The organism is Variovorax sp. GW821-FHT09B01, from assembly GCF_059418345.1.
The window spans coordinates 74,026-98,132 of record NZ_JBWKPQ010000023.1 but is presented as its reverse complement, the minus strand read 5'-3'; the positions used below and the strand labels follow the sequence as shown (position 1 = coordinate 98,132).

Genomic DNA, 24,107 nt, shown 5'->3' with positions numbered 1-24,107 from the left:
GACCATGAACAAGCCCCTCGATGCCCGCCTGCTGCAACCCGCAGAGGCCTTTGCCGACTACCTGAAGAACACCGCCGCCCGCATCGACCAGGGTGCCGAGGCGCTCGCCCACGACCAGGGCGTGCGCGTGGGCATCAGCCGCCCGCACGAATCGGCGCACCTGCACGTGGCCGGCGAGGCCACCTACATCGACGACATCCCCGAGATCGCCGGCACCCTGCATTGCGCGCTGGGCCTGTCGCCCGCGGCCAACGGGCGCGTCACGGCGCTGTCGCTCGACGCCATCCGCGCCATGCCGGGCGTGGTGTCGGTGCTCACGGCCGACGACATCCCGGGCACCAACGACTGCGGCTCGATCATCCACGACGACCCGATCCTGCTGTCCGTGAAGGACGGCGGCGAGATCCGCTACCTGGGCCAGCCGGTGTTCGCCGTGATCGCGCGCACCCGCGACGCCGCGCGCCGCGCCGCCGCGCGCGCCAAGGACGCGCTGACCATCGAGGCGCAGCCGCCGGTGCTCACGCCGCAGGACGCGCATGCGCGCGGCCAGTACGTGGTGCCGCCGATGCACATCGTGCGCAGCGGTGGTGCCGCCAACGGCGGCGACGAGGCCGCGGTGCGCGCCGCCATCGCGGCCGCGCCGCACCGCCACAAGGCCACGCTCGACGTCGGCGGGCAGGAGCAGTTCTACCTCGAGGGCCAGATCAGCTACGCGATCCCGAAGGAGGGCGGCGCGCTGCACATTTACTGCTCGACCCAGCATCCGAGCGAGATGCAGCACCTGGTCGCGCATGCGATGCACCTGCAGTCGAACGAGGTGCACGTCGAGTGCCGGCGCATGGGCGGCGGCTTCGGCGGCAAGGAATCGCAGTCGGCGCTGTTCGCCTGCGTGGCCGCGGTGGCCGCGAGCAAGCTGCGCCGCCCGGTCAAGCTGCGGCTGGACCGCGACGACGACTTCATGGTCACGGGCCGGCGCCACTGCTTCTGGTACGAGTACGAGGTGGGCTACGACGCCGAGGGCCGCATCCTCGGCGCCGAGATCACCATGGTCTCGCGCGCCGGCCACTCGGCCGACCTGTCGGGCCCGGTGATGACGCGCGCGCTGTGCCACTTCGACAACGCCTACTGGCTGCCCAACGTCAGCATGCACGGCTACTCGGGCAAGACCAACACGCAGAGCAACACGGCCTTCCGCGGTTTCGGCGGCCCGCAGGGCGCGATCGCGATCGAGAACATCATGGACTCGGTGGCGCGCGAGCTGGGCCGCGATCCGCTCGACGTGCGGCGCGTCAATTTCTACGGCAAGGGCGAGAACAACGTGACGCCCTACCGCCAGACCGTGACCGACAACATCGTGCACGAGCTGGTGGCCGAGCTCGAGGCCACGAGCGACTACCGCGCGCGGCGCGAGGAGATCGCCGGCTTCAATGCCGCGAGCCCGGTGCTCAAGCGCGGGCTGGCGCTGGCGCCGCTGAAGTTCGGCATCTCGTTCAACGTCAAGCACTTCAACCAGGCCGGCGCGCTGGTGCATGTCTACACCGACGGCTCGATCCTGGTGAACCACGGCGGCACCGAGATGGGCCAGGGCCTGAACACCAAGGTGGCGCAGGTGGTGGCGCACGAGCTCGGCGTGAGCTTCGAGCGCGTGCGCGTCACGGCCACCGACACGACCAAGGTCGCGAACACCTCGGCCACGGCGGCCTCGACCGGCGCCGACCTCAACGGCAAGGCCGCGCAGGACGCCGCGCGCCAGATCCGCGAGCGGCTGGCGCAGAGCGCGGCCGAGCGCCATGGCGGCGAGCCCGGCGCGGTGCGCTTCGCCAACGACAAGGTCGAGGTCAACGGCCGCACGCTGGCCTTCAGCACCGTGGTGGGCGAGGCCTATCTCGACCGCAAGCAGCTGTGGTCCGACGGCTTCTACGCCACGCCCGGCCTGAGCTGGGACAAGGACAAGATGCAGGGCCGCCCGTTCTACTACTACGCCTACGGCGCTGCGGTCAGCGAGGTGATCGTCGACACGCTCACGGGCGAATGGAAGCTGCTGCGCGCCGACATCCTGCACGACGCGGGCAAGTCGCTGAACCCGGCGGTCGACATCGGCCAGGTCGAGGGCGCCTTCATCCAGGGCATGGGCTGGCTCACGACCGAGGAGCTGGTGTGGCATCCGCAGAGCGGCAAGCTCACGACCCACGCGCCCAGCACCTACAAGATCCCGACCGCCAACGACTGCCCGCCGGTGTTCAACGTGCGGCTGTTCGAGGGCCAGAACTTCGAGGACTCGATCCACCGCAGCAAGGCCGTGGGCGAGCCGCCGCTGCTGCTGCCGTTCTCGGTCTTCTTCGCGATCCGCGACGCCGTGTCGGCCGCGGGCGGCCACCGCGTCGACCCGCCGCTGCGCGCGCCCGCCACGAGCGAATCGATCCTGCGCGCCGTGACGGCCGTGCAGGTGGGATGAGCGCCGGACACGCGGACAGCCGAACGCAGAAGACGCGAAGAACACGCGGAAGCCGCAGCAAGGAACCCGGGGAACATCGTCATGTCTTCCTTTTGCGATTTCCGCGCAAGCTTCGCGCCCTGCACGTCCGGCTGTCCGATCGCGAGGTCCGGCGGTATAACGGTCCGCATCGACCACTTCCGTGCGAGCGGCCATGAGAGACCAGGCGCTTTTCGACAAGATCGACCTTCACCTGATCCGGGTGCTGCACACCGTGCTGACCGACCGCAGCGTCTCGCGCGCCGCGATCCGGCTCGGGATGTACCAGCCGGCGGTGTCGGCCGCGCTCAAGCGGCTGCGCGAGCTCTCGGGCGATCCGCTGCTGGTGCGCTCGGGCTCGGGCATGGTGCCTACCGATGCGGGGCTGCGCATGATCGAGCCGGCCGCGAGCATCCTGCGCGCGGCCGAGATGCTGTTCTCCGATGCGCGCGGCTTCGACCCGCAATCGGCCAGCACCACCTTCCGCATCGCGGCCAGCGACTACATGGACCCGATCTTCCTGCCCATGCTGGTGGCGCAGGTCAAGCGCGAGGCGCCGCTGTGCCACATCGAGATCCATCCGCTGTCGCCCGACTCCGACTACCACGGCCACCTGTCGCTGGGGCAGGTCGACGTGGTGATCGGCAACTGGCTCAAGCCACCGGAGGACCTGCACATGGCACGCCTGTTCGGTGACGAGGTGGTGTCGCTGGTGAACCAGGACCATCCGGCGGTGCGCCGCGGCTGGGACCTCGAGACCTGGCTGCAGGCCGAGCACATCGCGCCCACGCCCATGCACCCGGGCGGGCGCGGCATCATCGACCAGATGCTCGACGAGCTCGGGCGCCAGCGCAACATCACGGCGCGCTGCGCGCACTTCGGGCTGATCCCCGACATGGTGGCCTCGAGCCTGCTGGTGCTGACCACCGGCCGCCAGTACTGCGAGCGCTTCGCCGCGCGGCTGCCGCTGAAGATCCTCGACTGCCCGGTCGCGCTGCCGCGGCTCATGTACTACCAGCTCTGGCACGAGCGCACCCACTCGTCGAGCTCGGCGCGCTGGCTGCGCGAATGCATCAAGGACGTGGCGGCCTCGCTGCGTCCGCCCACCCCGCCCGCGCGCGATGCGCGCGATCCGCCGCCCCTGGGCGCCTGACGGCGCCGGCCCCCTCACCAGAACCCCAAGGACCTCGAGGCGCGAGCGAGCTCGCGCCAGGGACGGGCTTGGCCCGCTTTTTCTTCAGAACAACGCCGCACGACGCGACACGAGACAACACATCCCGGAGACAAGAAACCCATGAACTGGATCGACAAGGTGTTCAAGCTCAACGAACACAACACCACCGTGCGCACCGAGGTCATCGCGGGGCTCACCACCTTCCTGACGATGGCCTACATCATCTTCGTCAACCCATCGATCCTTGGCGACGCGGGCATGCCCAAGGGCGCGGTCTTCGTGGCCACCTGCCTGATCGCGGCGCTGGGCACGCTGATCATGGGCCTGTACGCCAACTACCCGATCGCCATGGCGCCGGGCATGGGCCTGAACGCCTACTTCGCCTACGTGGTGGTGCTCGGCATGGGCTACACGTGGCAGACCGCGCTGGGCGCGGTCTTCATCTCGGGCTGCCTGTTCCTGATCGTCACGGTCACCGGGCTGCGCGAGCTGTTCATCCAGGGCATACCGCAGTCGCTGCGAACGGCGATCACGGTGGGCATCGGCATGTTCCTCGCGCTGATCGCGCTCAAGAGCGCGGGCGTGGTCGCGGCCTCGCCGGCCACCTTCGTGACGCTGGGCGACCTGCACTCGGCGCCGGTGGTGCTGGCCACGCTGGGCTTCCTGATCATCGTGGTGCTCGACAAGCTCAAGGTGCGCGGCGCGATCCTGATCGGCATCGTCACGGTCACGGTGCTGTCCTTCTTCTTCGGCGGCAACAAGTTCCACGGCGTGTTCGCGCCGCCGCCGTCGATCGCGCCCACCTTCATGCAGCTCGACATCCTGAGCGCGCTCAAGGGCGGCATCCTCAACGTGGTGCTGGTGTTCTTCCTGGTCGAGATGTTCGACGCCACCGGCACGCTGATGGGCGTGGCCAAGCGCGCCGGCCTGCTGGTGCCCGGCAAGATGGAGCGCATGAACAAGGCGCTCCTGGCCGACAGCGGCGCGATCTTCGCGGGCTCGCTGCTCGGCACCTCGAGCACCACGGCCTACGTGGAGAGCGCGGCCGGCGTGCAGGCGGGCGGGCGCACCGGCCTCACGGCCGTGGTGGTGGCGGTGCTGTTCCTGGCCTGCCTGATGATCTCGCCGCTCGCGGGCTCGGTGCCGGCCTATGCCACCGCGCCGGCGCTGCTGTTCGTGGGCTGCCTGATGCTGCGCGACCTGGTCGAGCTCGACTGGGAGGACACCACCGAGGTCATCCCCGCGGCCGTGACCGCGCTGGCCATGCCCTTCACCTATTCGATCGCCAACGGCCTGGCCTTCGGCTTCATCACCTACGCCGTGCTCAAGCTGTTCACCGGCCGGGCACGGGAAGTGCATGCCATGGTGTGGGTCATCGCCGCCATCTTCCTGTTCAAGTTCGTCTACGTGACGGGCCACTGAACCCGAAATCAGCCGAAGCCCCGGAGTCGGGGTCTTCCATCGCCCGGATTCCGTGGGCACGCTATTAAACTTATAGCTATCGACGTACATCGGAACCCGCGAGACGAGGCCCATTCCTGTACCGAACGAGACAACCCACGGAACCGGCATGACAACACCCAGACTCCAGCTCGCGCACATCACCAAGCGCTACCCGGCGGTGGTCGCCAACAGCGACATCTCGCTGGCGGTGCAACCGGGCGAGATCCACGCCGTGCTCGGCGAGAACGGCGCCGGCAAGTCGACGCTGATGAAGATCATCTACGGCTCGGTCAAGCCCGACGAGGGCAGCGTCGCCTTCGACGGCCAGCCGGTGAATCTGCGCAACCCGCAGCAGGCGCGCGCGCTGGGCATCAGCATGGTGTTCCAGCACTTCAGCCTGTTCGACACCCTCACCGTGGCCGAGAACGTCTGGCTGGGCCTCGACAAGTCGCTGGCGCTGGCCGACGTGGCGCGCAGCATCACGGCCAAGGCGAGCGAGTACGGCCTCGACATCGATCCCGCGCGGCCGGTCCACACGCTGTCGGTGGGCGAGATGCAGCGGGTGGAGATCATCCGCGCGCTGCTGACCGACCCCAAGCTGCTGATCCTCGACGAGCCGACCTCGGTGCTCACGCCGCAGGCGGTGGTCAAGCTGTTCGGGGTGCTCAACAAGCTGGCCTCCGAGGGTTGCAGCATCCTCTACATCAGCCACAAGCTGCACGAGATCCGCGAGCTGTGCACCGCCTGCACGGTGCTGCGCGGCGGCAAGGTCACGGGGGTGTGCAACCCGAAGAACGAGAGCAACGAGTCGCTGTCGCGGCTGATGATCGGCAGCGAGCCGCCGCCGCTCGAGCACCGGCCGGTGCATGCGGGCGCGGTGGCGCTGCGCGTGCAGGGCCTCACGCTGGCGCGCGAGGACCAGTTCGGCGTGGACCTCGAGGGCGTGTCCTTCGAGGTGCGCGCGGGCGAGGTGGTGGGCATTGCGGGCGTGTCGGGCAATGGCCAGAAGGAACTGCTCTACACGCTGTCGGGCGAGGACGTGCGCGCCGAGGCGGCGATGGTGCGGGTGTTCGACCAGCCGGCCGGCCGGCTGCGCCCGCGCGCGCGCCGTGCGCTGGGCCTGCACTTCGTGCCCGAGGAGCGGCTGGGCCGCGGCGCGGTGCCCACGCTGGGGCTCGCGCACAACCTGCTGCTGACGCGCGGCGACGCGGTGGGCCGTGGCGGCTGGATCCGCACCGGCGCGCTCGAGCGCCAGGCCAGATCCATCATCGAGCGCTTCAAGGTCAAGGCCGGCGGCCCGAAGGCGGCGGCGCGCTCGCTGTCGGGTGGCAACCTGCAAAAGTTCATCGTCGGCCGCGAGATCGATGCCAACCCGAAGCTGTTCATCGTCTCGCAGCCGACCTGGGGCGTGGACGTGGGCGCGGCCGCGCTGATCCATGCCGAGATCCTCGCGCTGCGCGACGCGGGCTGCGCGGTGCTGGTGATCAGCGAGGAGCTCGACGAACTCTTCAACATCAGCGACCGGCTGCACGTGATCGCCAAGGGGCGGCTGTCGCCCTCGATCGACCGCGCGGCCGCCACGCTGGCGCAGATCGGCGAATGGATGAGCGGGCTGTGGCCGGGCCCATCGGGCAAGAGCAACAAGAACCAGGAGGCGGCCCATGCTTAAGCTCGAACCCCGTCCGGAGCTCTCGCGCTTCTGGACCTTCGCTTCGCCGATCCTGGCGCTGCTGATCACGGTGCTGATCGGCGTGGCGCTGTTCGCCGCGCTGGGCAAGGACCCGGTCAAGGGCCTGCTGGTGTTCTTCTACGAGCCGATCAAGAACGGCTATGCGCTGGGCGAGCTGACGGTGAAGGCCACGCCGCTGCTGATCATCGCGCTGGGCCTGGCGGTGTGCTTCCGCTCCAACGTGTGGAACATCGGGGCCGAGGGCCAGTTCGTGTTCGGCGCGATCGCCGCGGGCGGCGTGGCGCTGATGGCCGACAAGACCACGGGTGGCTGGATCGTGCTGGCGATCCTGGTGGCGGGCACGCTGGGCGGCATGGTCTGGGCCGGCATCGTGGCCTGGCTGCGCGACCGCTTCAACGCGAACGAGATCCTGGTGAGCCTGATGCTGGTGTACGTGGCGACGCTGCTGCTGAGCTACATGGTGTTCGGCCCCTGGAAGGATCCCAACGGCTACAACTTCCCGCAGTCGAAGACCTTCGAGGCGGTGACGCAGATCCCGCGCCTGTTCAAGGGCTCGCGCGTGACGATCGGGGTGATCATCGCGCTGGTGGGGGTGGGTGCGCTGTGGGTGTTCCTGTTCCGCACGCGCGCGGGCTTCGCGCAGCAGGTCGGCGGCCTCGCGCCCGCGGCGGCGCGCTATGCGGGCTTCTCGGCGCGCCGCGCGGTGTGGATCGCGCTGCTGACCTCGGGCGGCGCGGCCGGCCTGGCCGGTGCGCTCGAAGTGGCGGGCCCGCTGGGTCAGCTCACGCCCTACGTGCCGGCTGGCTACGGCTTCGCGGCCATCATCGTGGCCTTCGTCGGCCGCCTGCATCCGGTGGGGATGGTGTTCTCGGCCATCCTGATGAGCATGTTCTACATCGGCGGCGAGCTCGCGCAGTCGCGGCTCGGGTTGCCGAAGTCGCTGACGGGGGTGTTCCAGGGGCTGCTGCTGTTCACGCTGCTGGCTTGCGATACCTTGATTGCCTATCGGGTTCGTCGCAAGGCCGCTGCGAAGGCTGCTGTGCTCACGACGAGTTCTTTGCAGGCGAGTACGCCTTTGACGGCGCCTGTTGCGCGTACGACCGAGGGGGCGCTGTGATGAATTCTTGTTCGTTGTTTGTGCAGATCGACCGATCGGGGTGGGCTCACGCCGACGGGGTACTCCCCTCCGCGAATGTCCCCCGGCCTGCGGCCTCCTCCTTGATTTCGCTGCGGGGAGTACCCCATCGACGTGAGCCTGGCGCAGGACGGTTGAACCGGCCCGCACAACGACTGCGCCTCCGTGCGCAGGGCAGTGGGTGCTTCCCGCAGCGAAATAAAGGAGGAGCCGAAGGCGGGGGACATTCGCGGAGGGAAGTACCCGCTGTCCTGTGCACGCGCCCCGAACGCATCCTCTCGAACACCAACAGGAGCTAAAAAGATGGACAGCTACGCACTCCTGCTCGGCTCCACCCTGAGCGCCGGCACCGTCCTCGCCATCGCCGCGCTCGGCCTGCTCATCAACGAGAAGGCCGGCATCGTCAACCTCGGCGCCGAGGGCATGATGCTGTGCGCCGCCATCGCCGGTTTCGCCACCGTGGTGACCACCCACAACCCCTGGCTCGGCCTGCTCGCCGGCATGGCCGCCGGGGCCCTGCTGGCCGCCTTCTTCGGCGTGCTCGTCATCTGGCTCAACACCAACCAGTACGCCACCGGCCTCGCGCTGAGTTTGTTCGGCGTCGGCTTCTCGGCCTTCGCGGGCATCAACTTCGTGCAGGCCAAGCTGCCCGAGAGCGCCAGCTATGCGATCCCCGTGCTGGCCGACATTCCGCTGCTCGGCCCCGCGCTGTTTCGCCATCACCCGATGGTCTACGTCGCCGTGCTGCTGACCGTCGGCCTGATCTGGTTTCTCTACCGCACGCGCGCCGGCCTCGTGCTGCGCTCGGTCGGCGAGTCGCCCGAATCGGCGCATGCGCTGGGCTATCCGGTGCGGCGCATCCGCCTGCTGGCCGTGATCGCGGGCGGGGCGCTGTGCGGCCTCTCGGGCGCGTACCTTTCCACCGTCTACACCCCGCTGTGGGTCGAGGGCATGGTCGCGGGCCGCGGCTGGATCGCGCTGGCGCTCACCACCTTCGCCACCTGGCGGCCGATGCGCGTGCTGCTGGGTGCCTACCTGTTCGGCGGCGTCTCGATGCTGGGCTTCCACCTGCAGAGCAGCGGCGTCGATGTGCCCTCGCAGTTCCTCAGCATGTTGCAGTACATCGCGCCCATCGTGGTGCTGGCCCTGATCTCGCGCAACCCCGCATTCATTCGCGTCAACATGCCGGCTTCGATCGGGAAACCGTTCTACCCCGGCTCATAATCGCGGTTTTCGTTTTTCCGCCAACCCGTCCTTTTTGAGGATTTCCGACAATGAATGATCTGAACAAGCGCTCCCTGCTCAAGCTCGCCGCCCTCACGGCGGTCGCTTCGGCAGCCTTGATCGGCTGCGGCAAGAAAGAAGAAGCGGCAGCACCGGCCGCCGCGCCCGCACCGGCTCCGGCACCCGCCGCCGCCGCGCCGGCCCCGGCAGCGCCGCTCAACATCGCATTCGCATACATCGGACCCGTGGGCGACGGCGGCTGGACCTTCGCGCACGACAACGGCCGCAAGGCACTCGAGAAGGAATTCGGCGACAAGATCAAGACCACCTTCGTGGAAAGCGTGCCCGAGGGCGCCGACGCCGAGCGCGTGTTCCGCGACATGGTCGGCCAGGGCAACAAGCTGATCTTCGGCACCACCTTCGGCTACATGGAGCCCATGCTCAAGGTGGCCAACGACAGCAAGGACGTCAAGTTCGAGCATGCCACCGGCTACAAGACCGCCGAGAACATGCGCACCTACGACAGCCGCACCTACGAAGGCGCGTACATGGCCGGCATCATCGCGGGCGCCATGACCAAGTCGAACACGCTCGGCGTCGTCGGCTCGGTGCCGATCCCCGAGGTGCTGCGCAACATCAACAGCTTCACGCTCGGCGCCCAGTCGGTCAACCCGAAGATCACGACCAAGGTCGTGTGGGTCAACGAGTGGTTCAGCCCGCCGAAGGAAACCGAGGCCGCCACCGCCCTCATCAACGGCGGCGCCGACATCCTGTTCCAGAACACCGACTCGCCGGCCGTGCTCAAGACCGCGCAGGAAAAGGGCAAGCGCGCCTTCGGCTGGGACTCCGACATGACCGCCTACGGTCCCAAGGCCCACCTGGGTTCGGCCACCATCAACTGGGCGCCGTACTACATCAAGGCCACCCAGGACGCGCTCGACGGCAAGTGGGCCACCGGCCAGGCGTGGTGGGGCGTCAAGGAAGGCGCCATCGACCTCGTGTCGATCGCCGAGGACGTGCCGGCCGAAGCCAAGGCCAAGGTCGACGAAGTCAAGAAGGGCCTGAAGGACGGCAGCTTTTCGATCTGGAAGGGCCCGATCCTCGGCCAGGACGGCAAGGAAGTGGTCGCCAAGGACGCGGTCGCCGACGACAAGTTCCTGACCGGCATCAACTTCTACGTCAAGGGCGTCGAAGGCAAGGTGCCGGGCGGCGACAAGAAGTAAACAAGCAGGCTGCTTCGCGTCGCGATGCAGGCAAGGCCGCCTTCGGGGCGGCCTTTTTTCATGGAGGATCCGTTCGATGCTGCGCAGTCTTCGCCCCTTCGTTGCCGCCGTCCTCGCGGCGCTGGTCTCGCTGCCCGCCGCCGCGGCCGGCGAGACGCCGCCGCGTTTCTCGAAGGACGAGCAACCGCTGCGCCAGGCCGTCGAGGATGCCGCGATGTGCTTCCACTTCGCCGGTGAATTCGGCGGCGATGGCTCGGCGCGCGACCGCGAGGTGAAGCGGGAGATGGCCAAGGTCTGCAAGGACGAGAGCCAGCAGCGCGTGATGCAGGCCTACCGCAAGAACCCGCGCGACCGGCGGCTCTATCCCGCGGTGCTGATGCTCGACGGGATGGTCAAGGGGCCGGCGCTGACCGAGGCCGAGAAGGCGCGGCTGTGCGCGGTGGCGAAGACGGAGCTGGTGTGTCCCTGAGCCCGTTCGCGCAGCACGGCTTCTCGGTGCGCCTCGAATGGGGCCTGGCGGCCATCGAGCGGCTCGGGCCCGACGCGGACTGCATCGTCGTCGTCGACGTCATGTCCTTCTCCACCTGCGTCAGCATCGCCGTGGACCGGGGCGCCATCGTTCATCCCTATCCCTGGAAGGACGAGAGCGCGCAGCGCTACGCCGAGGCGCGCGGCGCCGAGGTGGCCAGCGGCAGGCAGCGCTTCGCGCGGGGCTGGTCGCTGTCGCCGCAGTCGATGCTGGCGGCGCATCAAGGCCTGCGCCTCGTGCTGCCGTCGCCCAACGGGTCCGCCTGCGCCTACCGTGCGAAGGCGCTGGGCAAGGCCGTCTACTGCGCCGGCCTGCGCAACCTGCGCGCGACCGCGGCCGCCTGCGCGCCGCATGCGCGCGTGCTCGTGGTGCCCTGCGGCGAACGCTGGCCCGGCGACGCGGGCTTGCGCCCCAGCCTCGAGGACCACGTCGCGGCCGGCGGCATCGTCTCGGCGCTCGGGCGCGCGGACGCCTCGCCCGAGGCGTGCGCCGCCGCGCTGGCCTACGAGGGGCTCGGCGCGCAGCGGGCGCGGGTGCTGGCCGCATGCGGCTCGGCCGTGGAGCTGCGCGAACGCGGCTTCGTCGACGACGTCGCGCTGTGCCTGCAGGAGGACGCGAGCCGCATCGCCTGCCGGCTCGAGGGCGATCGCTTCGTCGCCGAACCGCAGCCGCAGGGCTGAGCGGCCGCGCCTGCGTCCTGGGCCTACAGCCGCGTTCCGGCCGCCCGGGGATACTCGGCACACGGCCGGCGTCGCGAGCGCCGCCGTTCCCTGTCGCCTCCCTGGGTTCACCGATGCGCAACTCGATCGACTTCACATCCTGGCAAGGCCTGCTCTCGACCCTGCTCGGCCTTGTGCTGGTGTCGCTGGTCGCGGTCGGCATCCGCATCGTCGTGATGCTCAGCGTGCAGCAGCGGCGCGAGCGGCAGAACCGGCAGATCAACGAGCGGCTCAAGACGCTGATCGCGGCCTACAAGGTGCTCGGCGGCTCGTTCACCGGCGAGCTCGCGGTCGACCCCAGCCATCTGCGCGAGCTGCGCACGCGCGGCCTGCAGGCCGAGGCCGAAGGCGGCGCCGACGCCGGCCTGCCCGCCTCGGACCGGCGCCGCCGCATCCGCGATGCGGTCGAGACCGCGCTGTCCGACGTGATCCTGCTCGGCACCGAGGAGCAGGTGCGGCTGGCCGCGAAGGCCGCGGCCGACATGGTCGCGGGCCGCAGCGTGGAGACGGCCGAGCTCGTGGTCTCGCTGCGCACCTTCATCCGCGCGGTGCTCGACCTCGATCCGGTGCCGCCGACGCTCGGCATCCCGAAGCAGGGGCCGCTGCGGCTCAAGGGCACGGCCACGCGCGGCGAGCGCGCGGGCGGTGGCGGCGGCAATGCCGGTGGTGGTGGCGGTGGCAAGGGCGGAGGAGGCGGCATGGGCGGCGGTGGCATGGGTGCCGGCATGGGCGCGGGCCTCGGGGCCGGCGTGGGCCTGCACCATGGCGCGGCCGAGGCCGAAGCGCTGCCCGCGTCGCTCGGCCTGCCGCGCGAGACCGATCCCTGAGATACGCCGCCATCGAACAGACACCTCCCACGTCCACAGTCATTCCCATGCTCGAACGCAGCGCAGCCCACTTCCCCCAGTTCTCCCGCCTCGCACCCGACTTCGATCTCGAGGACGTGCAGCCGCCAGCCACCGACGCCGAGATCGCGGCGCTCGAGCAATCGCTGGGCGTGCCGTTGCCGGAGTCCTACAAGCAACTGCTGCGCTGCAGCCGCGGCTTCATGCTGATGGGCGGTGTCGTGCAGTTCGGCGACCAGCATCCGTTCTTCCACGAGTTCGAGCCGCTCGATCGGCTCGGCGAAGCGCAGCGCGCGGTGATCAAGCGCCGCGGCGGCGACTGGCCGCCACCGTCGAACGGCATGCTGTGCTTCGCGGAGTTCTTCATGGAGGCCGATGGCGACCAGGTGCTGTTCGACGTGAGCCAGGGGCTGGTCGATGGCGAGTACCCGGTCGTCTACTACGCGCATGCCGCGTCGCCGGCCTCGGTGCGCGTGCTCGCGCGCTCGTTCGCCGAGTTCATGGAAGCCTTCCTGCGCTACGAGGAATTCGCCGACGAAGACGATGAATGAACGAGGATCCCTTGATTCGCGCACCGCGCCGACGCCCATGACCCACGATTCCCTCGACGCCCCTTCGCTCGCGCTCGTCGACGCCTGCAGCCAGGCCTCGCTCGCGCTGCTCGAAGCCAACCTCACGCCGCACGGCATCCTGGCCGCGAGCCGCACCGAGGCCGCGGTGGCGCGGCGCTACACGCGCATCTTCGGGCGCGACGCCGCGATCTGCGTGATGGCGATGTGCGGCAGCGGCGTGCCGGCGCTCGAGCAGGGCGCGGTCGCGAGCCTCGACGCGCTCGCGGCGCAGCAGGCGGCCAACGGGCAGATCCCGAAGTACGTCGACCCCGAGGGGCAGGACGCCGACTTCTGGTATCTGGGCTGCATCGACGCCACGCTCTGGTGGCTGATCGCGGTGGACCACGTGCGCCGCCACGGCAAGGTGGGCGCCACGCACTGGGCCGATGGCGTGCAGCGCGCGATCGGCTGGCTGCTGGCGCAGGAGCACCAGCACTTCCGGCTGCTGCAGCAGAACGAGGCCAGCGACTGGGCCGACATCATGCCGCGCTCGGGCTACGTGCTCTACACCAACGCGCTGTGGTTCGACGTCAAGCGCCGCTTCGCGATCGCGCAGGCCGACGAGACGCGGCACCACTTCAACCACCTGTTCAATCCGTTCCAGCGCGACCTGCCCGAATACCACCGCGCGCGGCTGCTGCAGCACTACGCGCGGCGCGGCCGGCGCGATCCGGGGCTGTACCTGAGCTTCGTCAACCTCGCGGTGGTGGGCGACGAGGGCGACGTGTTCGGCAACGTGCTGGCGATCCAGGCCGGGCTGGCCGACGAGGCGATGGCGCACCGCATCGTCAACACCATCGAGGGCGCGCGCGCGAGCGATCCCTACCCGGTGCGCGTGGTGCTGCATCCGCTGTCGCCGCAGCACGAGCTGTGGCGCGCCTACATGGGCCGGCACCGGCAGAACCTGGTGCACCAGTACCACAACGGCGGCATCTGGCCCTTCGTCGGCGGCTTCTGGGCCATGGCGCTCGCCAGGCTGGGGCTCGCGGCCGAGGGCTGGGCCGAGCTCGCGAAGCTGGCGCGGGCCAACGAGCTCGACGGCTGGCGCTTCACCGAGTGGTTCCATGGCCGCACGCTGGCGCCGATGGGCATGGCGGGCCAGAGCTGGAATGCCGCCACCTTCCTGCTGGCGCGGCGCGCGCTCGAGGGCGACGCCACGGCCTGGTGAGGGGGCGCTCGAGGGCGACCGGTTTCCGGTTGCGGCATACTCGCCACCCCCCGCAATCTCCAATCTGCCTCTCGCAAAAGACCCCCCGCATGGACAAGGAAGTCGACCCCAAAGTACTCGCCGTCATCGATGAGATGCGCCTCTCCGGCCCCCGGCTCACGCCGGTCGACATCGTCGCCAAGATGGGGGTGTTCGACGCGCGCGAGAAGGCCTCGGACCACGCCTGGCTCGCCACCGGCGACAACGTGATCGCCACCATCTGGGGCGAGTACGTGAACCTCGGCGATGGCGGGCGCTGGTTCTGCCTCGAGTCGCTCGACGTGCAGTTCCGCCCCGGCGGCGGCCCGCGCTCCGCGTTCCAGTCGCAGCGCGCCGCCGACCGCCTCGCGCTGCTCAAGCGCACCTTCGACGCCGGCCAGAATTTCCGCGCCGTGGTGCAGACCAACCGCATCGCCATCGGCGAGATCGAGACCAACCGCAGCGCCAAGGTCTCGACGCGCGTGCGCGACGACGCCGAATGGCACGTCGCGAGCTGGGAGCCCGAGCGCAAGTTCGCGGTGCTGGTGCGCGGCCCGCGCGGCTGGGTGCCCGACGAGGCCGCGATCCAGGCCGCTCGCGCCAAGGGCAACGTGCCCGACGAGGCCGTGGCCGGTGCCGACGGTGCCTCGAGGCTGGGCTCGGCCGACGCCGTGCAGGAGGCCGCCATGGACTACGTGATGCGCCACTTCAAGGGCTACGGCTACAACGCCGAGGACGTGCGCAGCCAGAAGACCGGCTACGACATCGTGGTGTCGAACTCGAAGGGCGCGACCCTGCTCAAGGTCACGGTCAAGGGCACGGCCTCGGGCTTCCCGACCTTCCGCCTCACGCGCGAGGAGCAGCTGAGCTCGGTCGGCGAGCCGCTGTGGCGCCTGCTGGTGGTGTCCGACGTGGCGACCACCACGGCCGCGCACAAGATCTACAAGCCCACCGAGATGACGCAGGCGCCGGGCTTCGAGCCGCTCTGAATCGTCAGGCCTGGGGCTGCTGCTGCGCGGCCTGCAGCTGCGCCGCCATCTTCTGGTGGATCAGGTTCACGGCCTTCAGCGGGCGCAGCATCACCTTGAACTCGGTGATCTTGCCCGCGTCGTTCCAGCGGATCATGTCGACGCCGTTGACCACGATGCCGTCGAGCTCCACTTCGAACTCGAGCACTGCGTCGCGCTCGGCCTTCACCTCGCGCACATAGCGGAAGCTCGGGTTGAAGAAGACCTCGAAGGCCGCGGCCAGGTAGCGGCGCGTGATCTCCTTGCCGACCTGCGGCTTGTGCACCACCGGCGAATGGAAGACGGCGCTCTCGTCGAGCAGCACGTCGAGCCCCGCCGCGTCGCGCGTCTTCACGAGCTGGTGCCAGGTGGAAAGGGTGTCGATCGACATGTCGTGTGTCCGATGCTGTGGGTGGATGGAGCACGCCATGGTATCGGCTGGCGGCCCTGGGCGTGCTATTCGTCGGCGCTCGAAAACGCCCTGAGCACGGCCACGCCCCTGAAGACACGCCAGAGCCCGAAGGGCACCAGCAGCGCGCTGGCCAGCCGATGCATCGGCGGCGCCAGGGACAGCGCGCCCCAGATCCCGAGCGCGGCGATGAACAGGCCGCCGACGATGTTGACCACGCCCCCGCCGAGCCACTGCACCTGGAGCAGCCGCGCCGTCAGCGACAGCATGCGATCGGCCACCTTCAGTCCGAGCCGGTCGGCCAGCACGTAGAGCCCGAGCAGCAGCAGCGGCGCCACGGCGATGCCGATCAGGAGATACGCCGCGATGCCGATCAGGGTGTGCATGCGGCCCAGCTTATCAAGCGAATCGATCGAGCAGGCTGTACCAGGCCACGCCCGCCGCGATGTAGAAGCGCTGCAAGCCATGCAGCGGGATCGGCTGGAGCGGTGTCACCGGGTACGGGAAATCCGCCCCCGGCTGCAACAGCCGCGCCGCCACGTGCCGGCCCATGCTGGTGGCCAGCGCGATGCCGCGCCCGTTGTAGCCCAGCGCGATCGTGAGGCCCGGCGCGGGCGTGTGCACATGCGGCATGAAGTCGCGCGTGACGGCGATGCGGCCGGCCCAGCGGTACTGGTAGCGCAGCGGGCCCAACTGCGGATACAGCAGCGCGAGCGAGCGCTCGAGGTGCGCGAAATCGGCCGGCCCCGCCGGATCGGCGAAGTGGCCGCGTCCGCCCATCAGCAGCCGGCCCTGCGCGTCCTTGCGGAAGTACAGCAACAGGCGCTGCGAGGTCGACGCGGTCTCGCCGCCCGGCAGGATGGCGTGCGCGGCCGCGCCCTGCAGCGGCGCGGTCGCGACGATGAAGCTGTTGGCCGCGAGCACCGTGCGCGAGAGGCCGGGCCACAGGCCGCCGGTGTAGCCGTTGGTGGCGATCAGCACCTGGTCGGCGACCACGCTCGCGCCGCTGGCCGTGGTCGCGTGCCACTGCGTACCGCGGCGCTCGAGCGAAGTGACCGCGCTGCTGCCGTGCACCGACGCGCCCGCCGCCTGCGCGGCGCGCACCAGCCCGCGCGTGTAGGCCAGCGGCTGGATGCCGCCGGCGCGGCCGTCGAGCCAGCCGCCCGCGAAGGCGTCCGTCCCCAGGCGCGCCGCGACCTCGTTGCGGTCGAGCATCTGCGTGGCTGCGCCGCGCCGCGCCCATTGCTCGGCGCGCGCATGCATGGCGGCGATGTGCTGGGGCGAATAGGCCACCTGCAGCCAGCCCTTGCGCACCGGCTGGCAGTCGATGCCGTGGCGTTCGATCAGCTCGAACACCAGGTCGGCCGAGCGCGAGACCGCGTCGATCAGCGGTTCGGCGCGCGCGGCGCCGTAGAGCCGCACGAGCTCGTCGGGATCGTGCTTGAGCGTGGGATTGACCTGGCCGCCATTGCGCCCCGAGGCGCCCCAGCCCGGCTCGTGCGCCTCGAGCACGCAGACCCTGGCACCGGCCTCGGCCAGGTGCAGCGCGGCCGACAGGCCCGTGAAGCCGGCGCCGACGATCAGCACGTCGGCGCGCCGCGAACCCGCCAGTGGCGGCGTCGGCGGTGCCGCTGGCGCGGTGGCGGCCCACAGCGAAGGAGGCAGCGTCGATGGCGATGTGGCGATGCTCACGCGCGCACCTCCGCCGACGGATGCAGCACGCGGCGCAGGAAGTCCTGCGTGCGCGCCTGGCGCGGCGCGCCCAGCACCTGCGCGGCCGGGCCTTCCTCGACGATGCTGCCGCTGTGCAGGAAGCACACGCGGTCGGCCACCTCGCGCGCGAAGCCCATCTCGTGCGTGACCACGATCATGGTCATGCCCTCGTCGGCCAGCGCGCGCATCACGCCGAGCACGTCGCCCACGAGCTCGGGGTCGAGCGCCGAGGTGGGCTCGTCGAACAGCATGGCCTCGGGCTTCATCGCGAGCGCGCGCGCGATCGCCACGCGCTGCTGCTGGCCGCCCGAGAGCTGCGCCGGCCAGGCCTGCGCCTTCTCGGCCAGCCCGACCTTGGCGAGCAGCGCGAGCGCTTCCTCGCGCGCCTGCGCCGGGTTCTGGCGCAGCACGTGCACCGGGCCCTCCATCACGTTCTCGATCACGGTGCGGTGCGGGAACAGGTTGAAGCGCTGGAACACCATGCCCATGCGGCTGCGCAGCCGGTGGATGGCGGGTGAGTTCCGGTCCACGCGCTCGCCGAAGGCGCGCACCTCGCCGCCCTCGTACGACTCGAGCCCGTTGATGCAGCGCAGCACCGTCGACTTGCCCGAGCCCGATGGGCCGATCAGGCACACCACCTCGCCCTTGTCCACGCGCAGGCTCACGCCCTGCAGCACGCGGTGCGCGCCGAAGCGCTTCTCCAGGCCTTCGACGTGGATCATGGCTTTCTCCTTCCGGCACCGAAGCGCGCCTCGAGCCGGCGCAGGCCCCAGACCAGCGGCAGGCTCATCAGCAGGTAGAGCAGCGCGACCAGCGTGTAGACCGTCATGTTCTGGAAGGTGGAGGAGGCGATCAGCTGGCCCGCGCGCGTCATCTCGGCCACCGTGATGGTCGAGACCAGCGAGGAGTCCTTGAGCATCATCACCAGCGTGTTGCCGTAGGGCGGCAGTGCGATGCGAAAGGCCTGCGGCAGGATCACGCGCCGCATGATCAGCGCCGAGCGCATGCCCATGGCCTGCGCGGCCTCGCGCTGGCCCGGGTCGACGGCCTCGATGCCGGCGCGGAAGTTCTCGGCCTGGTAGGCCGAGTAGGCGATGCCCAGCCCGATCACGCCGGCCTGGAAGGCCGTGAGCTGCACGCCGAACTCGGGCAGCACGAAGTAGATGTAGAACAGCTGCACGATGATCGGCAACCCGCGGATCACGTTGACGATCACCGCGCCGGTCCACGAGACGGCGCGCACCGGCGACAGCTTCATCAGCGCCAGCGCGAGGCCGAGCACGCTGCTCAGCAGGAACGACAGCACGGTGACCTGCACCGTGACCACCGCGCCCTGCAGCAGGATCGGCAGGAAGTCCTGCGCGTGTTGGAGAAACGAGGAGGCCATGGCTCAGCGCGCGCTCAGATGCCCCATTTCTGGACGATCTTCGCCAGCGTGCCGTCGGCCTTGATCGCGGCGATGGCCTTGTTCAGCCGCGCCAGCGTCTCGGTGTCGCCCTTGCGCACCACCAGGCAGACGTCGCCCACGTTCACCGGCTTGTAGCTGTCGACCAGCTTCACGCCCGGGAAGGTGTTCTGCCGGATCTGGTAGGCCATGATGGGCTGGTCGCCGAGGCCGGCCTTGATGCGGCCGAGCGAGAGGTCGCGCGTCATGTCGGCCACCGAGTCGTAGCTGCGCACCTCCTTGAAGATGCCCTTCTTGGTGAGCATGTCGAGGAACACGGTGCCGACCTGCGCGCCCACCACCTCGCCCTTGAGCTCGTCGAGCGTGGCGTAGGCGCGGGTGTCGTCGGCCTTGACGATCAGGCCCTCGCCGTACGAATAGACCGGGTCGCTGAAGTCGACCACTTCCTGGCGCGCGGGCGTCTTGAGCATGGCGGCCGAGACGATGTCGATCTTGCGCGCCGTGAGCGAGGGGATCAGCGCCGAGAACACGGTCTGCTGCACGTTGACCGTGAAGCCGCCCGCCTTGCCGACCGCGGTGACGGTGTCGACCATCATTCCCTGGATGCTGTTGCTCTTCACGTCGAGGAAGGTGAAGGGCACGCCGGTGGCGGTGGCGCCCACGTTGAAGCTGGCCGGGGCCGCGCCCTGGGCCGCCGCGAGCGAGGCGGCGCCGGCGATGCAGAGGCCGAGCGCGAGGCGGCGCAGCGGGCGGAGGTGGCGAACGATGCGATTCATGGAAGCACTCCTCAGGACAAGAGACAGAGAAAGGAAGGAAGCGGGGTCAACGCAACATGCATGCCAATAATCGATTTGATCGACTCTTTAATCAATAAATGAAAACCACTAGTCGAATTGATCGTATCGATATTCGATATTTCATCGGGCGCTGGCTATACTTCGACGCCATGGACCCCACGACCGCCCCCACCGGGACCGCCGACGACGCGGCGCCCGAGGACAGCCAGAGCCTTCTCTTCAACCAGTCGCTCGAGAAGGGCCTGGCCGTGCTGCGCGCCTTCAGCGCGCGCCGGCGCACCATGACGCTGGCCGACGTGGCAGCGGCCACCGACATCACCAAGAGTTCGGCCCAGCGCATGGTCTTCACGCTCGAGAAGCTCGGCTACCTGCGCAAGCATCCGAAGACGCGGCGCTACCAGCTCACGCCGCGCGTGATGGAGATCGGCTTCAACTACCTCGCGGCCAATGCGCTGATCGACGTGGCGAACCCGTACCTGTCGGAGCTCACCAAGGTGACGACCGAGACCTCCTGCCTCACCGAGCCCGACGGGCTGGACATGGTCTACGTGGCGCGCTTCGTGAGCGCGCAGTTCGTGCCGGTGCACATGCCGATCGGCAGCCGCATCCCGATGTACTGCACCGCCTCGGGCCGCGCCTTCCTGAGCGCGCTGCCCGAGGACGAGGCGCGCGCGCTGATCGAGGCCTCGGACCGGGTGGCCCACACCACCCACACGCTGACCGAGGTCGAGGCGATCCTGGCCACCTTGCGCCAGGCGCGGCTGCAGGGCTTCGCGACCAATGCCGAGGAGCTGTTCCTCGGCGACATGACCATCGCCGCGCCGGTGCTCGGCAGCCAGGGCCGGCCCGTGGCCTCGGTGCACGTGGTCGCGCCCACCAGCCGCTGGACGCTGGAGGAGGCGGTGCGCAAGCTGGCGCCCACCCTGCTGCTGTGCGCGCGCTCGCTCACGAGCTCGGCGCGCAGCCTCGATTGAGGCCATACGGTTTCGCGCATTGCGCGGCCGCGGGCAGCCTTTATGCTCGCGCGAACGCAACGCCCTACGGCGCCCCCCATGCGCCAGACCCCACCATGACCGACTTCCGCCCCGCCGCCGACCACCTGCGCTTCGACGCCATTCCCGCCGAGCGCCTGCCCGAGCTGCTGCGCGCCATGCCCAAGGCCGAGCTGCACATGCACATCGAGGGCTCGCTCGAGCCCGAGCTGATCTTCGCGCTCGCGCAGCGCAACGGCGTGGCCATTCCCTACGCCAGCGTCGAGGAGCTGCGCCAGGCCTACGCCTTCACCAACCTGCAGAGCTTCCTCGACATCTACTACGCGGGCGCGAGCGTGCTGCTCAAGGAGCAGGACTTCTTCGACATGGCCTGGGCCTACCTCGAGCGCGCCGCGGCCGACCACGTGGTCCACACCGAGATGTTCTTCGACCCGCAGACCCACACCGCGCGCGGCGTGGCGATGCAGACCGTGGTCGACGGCCTGCACCGCGCCTGCGTCGAGGCGAAGGACAAGCTGGGCGTGAGCGCCTCGCTGATCCTGTGCTTCCTGCGCCACCTGAGCGAGGAGGAGGCCTTCGAGACCCTGGAGCAGGCGCTGCCCCATCGCGACAAGTTCATCGGCGTGGGGCTCGACTCGAGCGAGGTCGGCCATCCGCCCGAGAAGTTCGCGCGCGTGTTCGCGCGCTGCCGCGAACTGGGCCTTCACCTCGTGGCCCATGCGGGCGAGGAAGGCCCGCCCGAATACGTGTGGAGCGCACTCGACGTGCTGAAGGTGGAGCGCGTCGACCACGGCGTGCAGAGCGCGAAGGACCCGGCGCTGATGCAGCGGCTGGCGCAGGACCGCATCCCGCTGACCGTGTGCCCGCTGTCGAACCTCAAGCTGTGCGTGTTCCCCGACCTCGCGCAGCACAACCTCGGCACCCTGCTCGACGCGGGACTGGTCGCCACGGTGAACTCCGACGACCCGGCCTACTTCGGCGGCTACATGAACCAGAACTTCACGCAGACCTTCGAGGCCACCGGCCTGGGCGCGCGCCACGCCTGGCAGCTCGCGGCCAACAGCTTCGAGGGCAGCTTCATCGACGAGGCCGCCAAGCGCGCCTACGTGGAGCGGCTCAACGCCGTCTTCGCCGACTTCGGCGCCTGACAGGCACCGGCGGAGGTCGAAGGCGCGCGCGGCGCCAGCAGCGGCACCGCGACCAGCGCGCAGCCGGCCGCCGCCAGCCACACCAGCGGCCAGCCCTGCGCCGCCATCAGGTGCGGGATCGAGAACGGCGTGACGAAGCAGACCAGGAACACGCTGGTGTTCGCCATGCCCAGCGCCGTGCCGGCGCGCGCGGCACCGGCCAGCGTGGCGAGCTCGGTGTAGGCCACGCCGTGCCAGGCCGAGACGCAGATGCCGCTCACGCCCAGCAGCACGACCAGCGCGATGCGCAGCGCCGGAGACTCGGCCGCGACCTGCGCGCCGGTGCAGAACACCAGCAGCGCGAGCAGCGCGAACAGCGCCACGCTGAGGCTGGCGCAGGCGCGCAGGTAGGCCGGCCGGTTGCCGCGCCGGTCGGTCCAGCGCCCGCTCCACACGCGCATCGCCATCGCGCCGGCCTGCAGCGTGACCATGGCGGCGGTGATGGTCGCCAGGCCCGCATGGCCGAAGTCGTGCAGGAACACCGTGCCGAAGGACAGCACCGCGAACTGCGGCGCGCAGAGGATGCCGATGCCCGCGACGATGCGCCACACGCGCGCATCGCGCAGCGGGCCGGTGCGCGGCGCGCTCGATGACGTCGATGCGATGGCGGGCCGCGCGGCGCGCTCGGGCGGCGGCTCGTGCACCCAGGCCCAGGCCATCCAGGCGCTGAGCGCGCACAGCAGCGCGAGCACGCCGTAGAGCGCCGCGAAGCCGAGGTGCAGCGCGAGCCACGGCAGCACCAGCGCGCCGATGGCGCCGCCCAGCGGCACGGCGGTCTGGCGGATGCTCATCGCGAGGCCGCGCTCGCCGGCCGCGAACCAGGTCATCACCGCGCGGCCGCTGGCGCCGTTGACGCTGCCGCCGAGCAGCCCGACCAGCAGCAGCCCGCCGCCGAGCAGGCCCAGGCCCGGGACGTGGCCGGCCGCGGGCGCGGCCCACAGCGCCATCGCCGCCAGGGCCAGCGCGGTGGCGCCCAGGCCCAGCAGCAGTACCGGGCGGTCGCCCCAGCGGTCGGTCAGCAGGCCCCAGGGCAGCTCGCTGACCGCGATGCCCAGGCCCATGAGGCCGAGCACCAGGCCGAGCGTGGCGTTGTCGAGCTGGTAGCCCGAGCGCATCAGCACGGCGGTCATCGGGATGCCGCTGAAGGCGACCGAGAAGGCGGCGTTGGCCGCGACACCAGCGCTCAGCACTTTCCAGCGGTGGCGCGGCGGGAGCGGGGTGGGGGAAGGGGCGGAATGGGTCATAGGCGACGCAGTCTCCGCGCTTGCGAAGGTTTTGAAAATCAGAAAATAATCGTCGCATCGTTCGAAAAAACAGGATGGTTGCGATGTCCCAGGTGATGTTCGATCTCGACGTGCTGCGCAGCTTCTCGACCGGCGTGGCGCTAGGCAGCTATGCGCGCGCGGCCGACCGGCTCGGCCGCTCGACCTCGGCGGTCAGCGCCCAGCTCAAGAAGCTCGAGTCGCAGGCCGGCACGGTGCTGTTCCGCAAGGCCGGCCGCGGCCTGGAGCTGACCGACGCGGGCGAGACCCTGCTGGCCTACGCGCACCGGCTGCTGGCGCTCAACGAGGAAGCGGGCGCCGCAATGCGCGGCGTCGACCTCGAGGGCTGGGTGCGGCTCGGGCTGCAGGAGGATTTCGGCGAGACGCTGCTGCCCGCGGTGCTGGGCCGCTTCGCGCGCGCCCATCCCAAGGTGCGCATCGAGGCCTGCGTGGCGCGCAGCGGCGACCTGCGCGAGCGGCTCGAGCTCGGCAAGCTCGACCTCGCGCTGGCCTGGGACGCGGGCGAGCAGCCGATCTCCGCCCATGCGCAGCGCGTGGCGCGGCTGCCGCTGCAGTGGATCGGCCCGGTCGATCCGGCGATGTGCGATGCCCCCTGGTGGAAGGAGCGCGAGCGCGGCGCGGCCAGCGCGCGCAAGACGCAGGAGCCGCTGCCGCTGGTGCTGCTCGACGCGCCCTGTCCGCTGCGCGCCATCGTCACCGACGCCCTCGACCGCGCGGGCGTGCCCTGGCGCCATGCCTTCGCGAGCAGCAGCCTGGCCGCGCTGTGGGCCGCGAGCTCGGCCGGCCTCGGCCTCTCGGTGCGCACGCCCTTCGGCCTGCCGCGCCAGGTGCGGGCCATCGACCGCACGCTGCTCGGCCTGCCCGCGTTGCCGCAGATGTCGCTGTCGCTCTACCGCGCGCAGGCGCAGGCGGAAGCGCCGGCCGCGCGGCTGGGCACCTTGCTGCTGGAGGCGGTGCGCGAGCATGTGCAGGGCGAGGGGAGCGTGCTGCACTGAGCCCGGGGCCGGGCCGACCGTTCTTCGGCGCAGTGAGGGCAATGCCTCATACCGCCTGCGCGTGGAT

The 24,107-nt window shown here is 70.1% G+C and carries 23 protein-coding genes; 16 read left to right on the top strand and 7 right to left on the bottom strand.

Features of this window, described 5'->3' with window-relative positions; all coding sequences use genetic code 11:
- Window positions 1-4: 4 nt before the first annotated feature.
- The 13 genes from xdhB (at window position 5) to AC07RV_RS37410 (ending at window position 15,241) form a co-directional block, all read left to right on the top strand.
- Window positions 5-2,455, top strand: coding sequence for a xanthine dehydrogenase molybdopterin binding subunit (gene xdhB, locus AC07RV_RS37470; RefSeq protein ID WP_296784261.1), 2,451 nt, complete (start codon window positions 5-7; stop codon window positions 2,453-2,455).
- A 193-nt stretch (window positions 2,456-2,648) separates the two neighbouring features.
- Window positions 2,649-3,626 carry a LysR family transcriptional regulator gene (locus AC07RV_RS37465; protein WP_057592004.1) on the top strand — a complete coding sequence of 326 codons (978 nt, stop codon included), beginning with the start codon at window positions 2,649-2,651 and terminating at the stop codon, window positions 3,624-3,626.
- A gap of 141 nt (window positions 3,627-3,767) precedes the next feature.
- Window positions 3,768-5,069, top strand: coding sequence for an NCS2 family permease (locus tag AC07RV_RS37460; protein WP_093340442.1), 1,302 nt, complete (start codon window positions 3,768-3,770; stop codon window positions 5,067-5,069).
- A 148-nt stretch (window positions 5,070-5,217) separates the two neighbouring features.
- A complete protein-coding gene (locus AC07RV_RS37455; protein ID WP_203202314.1) occupies window positions 5,218-6,759 on the top strand; it encodes an ABC transporter ATP-binding protein in 1,542 nt (513 codons plus the stop codon).
- Window positions 6,752-7,897, top strand: a complete 1,146-nt coding sequence (locus AC07RV_RS37450) for an ABC transporter permease (protein WP_057591999.1) — start codon at window positions 6,752-6,754, stop codon at window positions 7,895-7,897. Before AC07RV_RS37455 ends, AC07RV_RS37450 begins: the two co-directional genes overlap by 8 nt.
- Before the next feature lie 321 nt (window positions 7,898-8,218).
- Window positions 8,219-9,139 (top strand): ABC transporter permease, encoded by a 921-nt coding sequence (locus AC07RV_RS37445; protein WP_093340438.1) that lies wholly within the window; start codon window positions 8,219-8,221, stop codon window positions 9,137-9,139.
- A 50-nt stretch (window positions 9,140-9,189) separates the two neighbouring features.
- On the top strand, window positions 9,190-10,362 hold the full coding sequence (locus tag AC07RV_RS37440; protein ID WP_057591996.1) for a BMP family ABC transporter substrate-binding protein: 1,173 nt from the start codon (window positions 9,190-9,192) through the stop codon (window positions 10,360-10,362).
- 76 nt (window positions 10,363-10,438) lie between these two features.
- Window positions 10,439-10,831: a hypothetical protein gene (locus tag AC07RV_RS37435; RefSeq protein WP_296784255.1), complete on the top strand. Its 393-nt coding sequence runs from the start codon at window positions 10,439-10,441 to the stop codon at window positions 10,829-10,831.
- Window positions 10,822-11,571: a 2-phosphosulfolactate phosphatase gene (locus tag AC07RV_RS37430; RefSeq protein WP_296784253.1), complete on the top strand. Its 750-nt coding sequence runs from the start codon at window positions 10,822-10,824 to the stop codon at window positions 11,569-11,571. The genes AC07RV_RS37435 and AC07RV_RS37430 overlap by 10 nt, the downstream gene beginning before the upstream one ends.
- A gap of 113 nt (window positions 11,572-11,684) precedes the next feature.
- Entirely contained in the window at window positions 11,685-12,437 is a 753-nt protein-coding gene (locus AC07RV_RS37425; RefSeq protein ID WP_296784251.1) for a hypothetical protein, read from the top strand.
- A gap of 47 nt (window positions 12,438-12,484) precedes the next feature.
- On the top strand, window positions 12,485-13,006 hold the full coding sequence (locus tag AC07RV_RS37420; protein WP_296784248.1) for an SMI1/KNR4 family protein: 522 nt from the start codon (window positions 12,485-12,487) through the stop codon (window positions 13,004-13,006).
- Between the two features lie 37 nt (window positions 13,007-13,043).
- Window positions 13,044-14,234 (top strand): glycoside hydrolase 100 family protein, encoded by a 1,191-nt coding sequence (locus AC07RV_RS37415; protein ID WP_296784245.1) that lies wholly within the window; start codon window positions 13,044-13,046, stop codon window positions 14,232-14,234.
- Between the two features lie 89 nt (window positions 14,235-14,323).
- Entirely contained in the window at window positions 14,324-15,241 is a 918-nt protein-coding gene (locus AC07RV_RS37410; RefSeq protein WP_296784243.1) for a protein NO VEIN domain-containing protein, read from the top strand.
- Window positions 15,242-15,245: 4 nt separating this feature from the next.
- On the opposite strand, the gene AC07RV_RS37405 is transcribed toward AC07RV_RS37410, so the two are convergent.
- From AC07RV_RS37405 to AC07RV_RS37380, 6 genes are all read right to left on the bottom strand, one after another.
- Window positions 15,246-15,650, bottom strand: a complete 405-nt coding sequence (locus AC07RV_RS37405) for a nuclear transport factor 2 family protein (protein WP_208508465.1) — start codon at window positions 15,648-15,650, stop codon at window positions 15,246-15,248.
- 65 nt (window positions 15,651-15,715) lie between these two features.
- Window positions 15,716-16,054, bottom strand: a complete 339-nt coding sequence (locus AC07RV_RS37400) for a hypothetical protein (RefSeq protein ID WP_296784236.1) — start codon at window positions 16,052-16,054, stop codon at window positions 15,716-15,718.
- A gap of 13 nt (window positions 16,055-16,067) precedes the next feature.
- On the bottom strand, window positions 16,068-17,360 hold the full coding sequence (locus AC07RV_RS37395) for an NAD(P)/FAD-dependent oxidoreductase (protein WP_296784233.1): 1,293 nt from the start codon (window positions 17,358-17,360) through the stop codon (window positions 16,068-16,070).
- Entirely contained in the window at window positions 17,357-18,103 is a 747-nt protein-coding gene (locus AC07RV_RS37390; protein WP_209544154.1) for an amino acid ABC transporter ATP-binding protein, read from the bottom strand. The genes AC07RV_RS37395 and AC07RV_RS37390 overlap by 4 nt, the downstream gene beginning before the upstream one ends.
- Complete coding sequence (gene ehuD / locus AC07RV_RS37385; protein WP_057591978.1) at window positions 18,100-18,768, bottom strand: ectoine/hydroxyectoine ABC transporter permease subunit EhuD; 669 nt, start codon at window positions 18,766-18,768, stop codon at window positions 18,100-18,102. Before ehuD ends, AC07RV_RS37390 begins: the two co-directional genes overlap by 4 nt.
- A 14-nt stretch (window positions 18,769-18,782) precedes the next feature.
- On the bottom strand, window positions 18,783-19,562 hold the full coding sequence (locus AC07RV_RS37380) for an ABC transporter substrate-binding protein (RefSeq protein ID WP_203202304.1): 780 nt from the start codon (window positions 19,560-19,562) through the stop codon (window positions 18,783-18,785).
- Between the two features lie 170 nt (window positions 19,563-19,732).
- Between AC07RV_RS37380 and AC07RV_RS37375 the strand changes: the two genes are divergently transcribed.
- Both AC07RV_RS37375 and AC07RV_RS37370 read left to right on the top strand, forming a co-directional pair.
- Window positions 19,733-20,557 (top strand): IclR family transcriptional regulator, encoded by an 825-nt coding sequence (locus AC07RV_RS37375; protein ID WP_093340419.1) that lies wholly within the window; start codon window positions 19,733-19,735, stop codon window positions 20,555-20,557.
- Window positions 20,558-20,652: 95 nt separating this feature from the next.
- Entirely contained in the window at window positions 20,653-21,723 is a 1,071-nt protein-coding gene (locus AC07RV_RS37370; RefSeq protein WP_203202302.1) for an adenosine deaminase, read from the top strand.
- Here the strand turns inward: AC07RV_RS37370 and AC07RV_RS37365 are convergent.
- On the bottom strand, window positions 21,678-23,006 hold the full coding sequence (locus AC07RV_RS37365) for an MFS transporter (RefSeq protein WP_296784225.1): 1,329 nt from the start codon (window positions 23,004-23,006) through the stop codon (window positions 21,678-21,680). The two genes, AC07RV_RS37370 and AC07RV_RS37365, sit on opposite strands and share 46 nt — an antisense overlap.
- Window positions 23,007-23,089: 83 nt before the next feature.
- On the opposite strand from AC07RV_RS37365, the gene AC07RV_RS37360 reads away from it, so the two are divergent.
- Window positions 23,090-24,040, top strand: coding sequence for a LysR substrate-binding domain-containing protein (locus AC07RV_RS37360; protein WP_296784223.1), 951 nt, complete (start codon window positions 23,090-23,092; stop codon window positions 24,038-24,040).
- The last annotated feature ends 67 nt before the right edge of the window (window positions 24,041-24,107 follow it).

Coding starts and splice junctions, on each gene's coding strand:
- AC07RV_RS37390 (WP_209544154.1), bottom strand. CDS start 18,103: ATGATCCACGTCGAAGGCCTGGAGAAGCGCTTCGGCGCGCACCGCGTG.
- AC07RV_RS37360 (WP_296784223.1), top strand. CDS start 23,090: ATGTCCCAGGTGATGTTCGATCTCGACGTGCTGCGCAGCTTCTCGACC.
- AC07RV_RS37435 (WP_296784255.1), top strand. CDS start 10,439: ATGCTGCGCAGTCTTCGCCCCTTCGTTGCCGCCGTCCTCGCGGCGCTG.
- AC07RV_RS37380 (WP_203202304.1), bottom strand. CDS start 19,562: ATGAATCGCATCGTTCGCCACCTCCGCCCGCTGCGCCGCCTCGCGCTC.
- AC07RV_RS37465 (WP_057592004.1), top strand. CDS start 2,649: ATGAGAGACCAGGCGCTTTTCGACAAGATCGACCTTCACCTGATCCGG.
- AC07RV_RS37415 (WP_296784245.1), top strand. CDS start 13,044: ATGACCCACGATTCCCTCGACGCCCCTTCGCTCGCGCTCGTCGACGCC.
- AC07RV_RS37370 (WP_203202302.1), top strand. CDS start 20,653: ATGACCGACTTCCGCCCCGCCGCCGACCACCTGCGCTTCGACGCCATT.
- AC07RV_RS37410 (WP_296784243.1), top strand. CDS start 14,324: ATGGACAAGGAAGTCGACCCCAAAGTACTCGCCGTCATCGATGAGATG.
- AC07RV_RS37365 (WP_296784225.1), bottom strand. CDS start 23,006: ATGACCCATTCCGCCCCTTCCCCCACCCCGCTCCCGCCGCGCCACCGC.
- AC07RV_RS37450 (WP_057591999.1), top strand. CDS start 6,752: ATGCTTAAGCTCGAACCCCGTCCGGAGCTCTCGCGCTTCTGGACCTTC.
- AC07RV_RS37420 (WP_296784248.1), top strand. CDS start 12,485: ATGCTCGAACGCAGCGCAGCCCACTTCCCCCAGTTCTCCCGCCTCGCA.
- AC07RV_RS37425 (WP_296784251.1), top strand. CDS start 11,685: ATGCGCAACTCGATCGACTTCACATCCTGGCAAGGCCTGCTCTCGACC.
- AC07RV_RS37375 (WP_093340419.1), top strand. CDS start 19,733: ATGGACCCCACGACCGCCCCCACCGGGACCGCCGACGACGCGGCGCCC.
- AC07RV_RS37455 (WP_203202314.1), top strand. CDS start 5,218: ATGACAACACCCAGACTCCAGCTCGCGCACATCACCAAGCGCTACCCG.
- AC07RV_RS37445 (WP_093340438.1), top strand. CDS start 8,219: ATGGACAGCTACGCACTCCTGCTCGGCTCCACCCTGAGCGCCGGCACC.
- AC07RV_RS37400 (WP_296784236.1), bottom strand. CDS start 16,054: ATGCACACCCTGATCGGCATCGCGGCGTATCTCCTGATCGGCATCGCC.
- AC07RV_RS37405 (WP_208508465.1), bottom strand. CDS start 15,650: ATGTCGATCGACACCCTTTCCACCTGGCACCAGCTCGTGAAGACGCGC.
- AC07RV_RS37460 (WP_093340442.1), top strand. CDS start 3,768: ATGAACTGGATCGACAAGGTGTTCAAGCTCAACGAACACAACACCACC.
- xdhB (WP_296784261.1), top strand. CDS start 5: ATGAACAAGCCCCTCGATGCCCGCCTGCTGCAACCCGCAGAGGCCTTT.
- AC07RV_RS37440 (WP_057591996.1), top strand. CDS start 9,190: ATGAATGATCTGAACAAGCGCTCCCTGCTCAAGCTCGCCGCCCTCACG.
- ehuD (WP_057591978.1), bottom strand. CDS start 18,768: ATGGCCTCCTCGTTTCTCCAACACGCGCAGGACTTCCTGCCGATCCTG.